The organism is Borreliella yangtzensis (assembly GCF_014201775.1).
Taxonomy (GTDB): domain Bacteria; phylum Spirochaetota; class Spirochaetia; order Borreliales; family Borreliaceae; genus Borreliella; species Borreliella yangtzensis.
In genome coordinates, this window is sequence record NZ_JACHFG010000032.1 from 1 (window position 1) to 3,057 (window position 3,057).

General features: G+C 26.4%; 1 protein-coding gene. It reads right to left on the bottom strand.

Annotated features, from left to right (window positions below; all coding sequences use genetic code 11):
* Positions 1-1,315: 1,315 nt before the first annotated feature.
* Positions 1,316-1,777 carry a plasmid maintenance protein gene (locus HNP68_RS06255; RefSeq protein ID WP_183221532.1) on the bottom strand — a complete coding sequence of 154 codons (462 nt, stop codon included), beginning with the start codon at positions 1,775-1,777 and terminating at the stop codon, positions 1,316-1,318.
* Between the last annotated feature and the right edge of the window lie 1,280 nt (positions 1,778-3,057).

Here is a 3,057-nt window from a genome sequence, read left to right on the forward strand (position 1 = left end):
TATCTTTATGGATATCTTTAATTAATTTTATAATATTTTGTATTAATGAAAAATTAGTAGGTATAAAGCTTTCTATACTAATAAAATCAATTTCTATATTGCTTTTATTGTTAAGCCTTGCAATGAATAGTCCATAAGTAATAGTTTGAGCAATTGAATCTGAAAATTCTGAAATACTAAAATCATCACTATAAATACTTTTTTTAAGTATTCTACAAGTTGATACTAAAATATTAAGTTCCCCTAGTTTTGCTTCATCAATATTTAAATCTAATTTTCTTTCATTTGCTTTTAAGTTTAATTCTATCTCTTCTTTTAAGGATCTAGTTTTACTTGCAAGTAAATTAGCAAGTTTTTCTATACTTTTTATTTTTTCAAAATGAGAATTAAAGAATTCATTAAGTATATTTATAACTTTAATTAATTTATTTTTATCAAGTTTGAAATATTTTTTATCTAATTCGTTTTTAGTTAATAAAACTTCTCTTAATTTAACTTCTTTGTCTTTAATCCAAATAAATTCAATATAATTAGTAAGAAGTATATTTCGTGCAATATTCTTATATTTCTCAATTTGTTTACTTTTAAGTGTTTCGTCAAGGTTTTGTTCAATTTTCTTAACTTCAACACAACCTATTATTCCATTGTTAATATTATTAATAACGACATAGTCAGGCGATCCAAGACCCTCTTTACTTCGTCTTGGTTTATGTTGAATCTTAATATTAGAATTTGGTTTTAGTTTGTTAAGAAAACTGCTTAAATACTCTCTGTCAGAATGCTCTGTTTTTTATCTAATTTTGTGCTTTTTAGATTAGCTATATATTCTTTTAATAAATACTCTTTATTGTGCATTTGGGGAAGAAAAACAAAATTAACATTAATGTAGGAATTTTTTTCATACTAATAATTAAATATTAGTGCAATTTTTAGAGTTTATAGGGAAGGATAAGGAGATAAATTTTTTTAAATATTGAAGTTTTTCAGCTAACCGGTTTCTGTTTTTTTGGTATTTTTTCATTTTCAGTTTCATTTCCAGTAGGGTTTTGTTCTTCTTTTTTAGGATATTTTCTTCGTTATTTTTCTCAATATTTTCAAAAAAGTTTTCTTCATAAGAATTCTTTATCTTATTATTATCTTCTTTATGTAATAAAGGTAGTGCAGTTGATGGGCTCGACTGCAGCAGTGCAGTTGATGGGATTGGTTTTGTATGTTCGTCTTTTTCTTTTTTTAATATGTTGACTATTCTTTTGTCTTTAGCGTATTCCTTTATTTCATTTTCAAAATAACCCCTTATTATTTCTACGCGGCGCCCTCAAATAAAGATATTCGGCTTATACAGTGAATAGCCCCCCTTATCTTTCCCAAAACTTTTTGATAATGAGGTCACTAGGCCCATTTTTGCAAGTTTTTGTAAATCTATATATAGTGTTCTTTTAGTAATTGTTTTGTAATTTTCTTTAGCTAGTCTTGAATTTACACTAGTTAGAATATCCTTAAGTCGATATTTCTTTTTTGTTTTTTGGTATTTTTGGTATTTCATTTCCAAAAACCAAGAAACTTTTAGAAGTCGTTGGTACTCAATTTCTTTTCTACCAATATGAGAACTAAGTCGTAAACTGGAAATTTCCTTGAAATTCGGGTCAATTTTTTGTGAATTTTCTTCTAGAATTTCTTCGTGAAGATTTTTGAAAATGTATTTTTTTGTCTTATTGACAACTTTGTTATTTTGGTCTATTCTGGAACTAGAATAATTTTTATTATATATAGAATTCATAAAAATAAATTAGTCCTCCCTTATTTGGTTTTTTAGTTTGCATAAGAATAAGGTAGGCTTTTTTTCTGTTTTTGTCAAGTAAACCCCCAATAGTCGGTTTTCTAATAAAATATCATGAATAAAATTTTACAAAAAAAAGCTAATTAAATTTGTAAAATTAATCGCTTTACAAGCGCTTTAATGACAAATAATTAAAATCATAAATTAATGAGTTCGAATTCTCTATAGTTAAATAATGCGTTTTTTTGTTGACTTTTTTGCTATTTTGGTCTATTGTGTAGGTTAACTTAATGATTCTTGCTTTTGCAAAAATACTTTTACTGTTCTTTTATTATATCTATTTTGGGCGTGAATAACGCCTTATTTTTGATGTAAATCCCCTCTAAAGTTGTGCTACAATTCACACTTACATGAAGCTTTGTACAACGCGCCGCACACAGCACACATATCGTTTCTATACGACCGTGTTACTAGCCATCCTCTTTTGTAGTCTTCTTCCGTTAATAGTTCTCCACAACTGTCGCAGCGGTCCCCCATTTGCTTACTTATTAGTCTTGCTGCTATTGTACGATTGTAAATTCTTGTTCTCTCTATGCATTTTATACAGTTCATAACTGTACCCCCTTTTCAGTATTGTATTTTCTATTAGAAATTATATATCTTCTTGTAGTTTTTGCTAAAACAAGATATATAATTACATATGAAGATGTAGTATTGTAAAATGCAGTTGTATGTGTATGCTTAGCTGGATAAAGATAGACGGACTGAATATTCAGTCCGTCTATCTTTATCTATTTTTCAAGCTTTGAAAAGCCAAGATTAACGATCTATAATTGATTTTGAATTCTTCATTTTTGGATAATTCATTGATATTTGTATATTTACCTGTTTTACGCTATAGTAAAGGCAACAACCTCTTGCCTTTACTATTTCATTTTTCAAATTTTTTCAAAACTTTCAAAAATTCCAAAACTTGAAGTACGCGGTTTTCCAAAATCCTCAAGATTTTGGAATTTGAAAGAAAAATTGAAAAAAATGAATGTATATTTTACAAAACTTTCCAAATTTTGTAAATGCAAATATTAATATTTTGATAGCAAGTATTGTTATAGAGATGTAATAGTATCTACTTCCCAAATTTTGTAAATGCAAATATTAGTTTTCTAGTAGCAAGTATTTATATAAAGATAGTAAGTATTTTCATAAAGATAGCAAGTATTTTCTTTCCAAACATTTATACTAAATAATAATTATATATATAATTATTATTTAGTATAAAT

Coding starts and splice junctions, on each gene's coding strand:
- HNP68_RS06255 (WP_183221532.1), bottom strand. CDS start 1,777: ATGAATTCTATATATAATAAAAATTATTCTAGTTCCAGAATAGACCAA.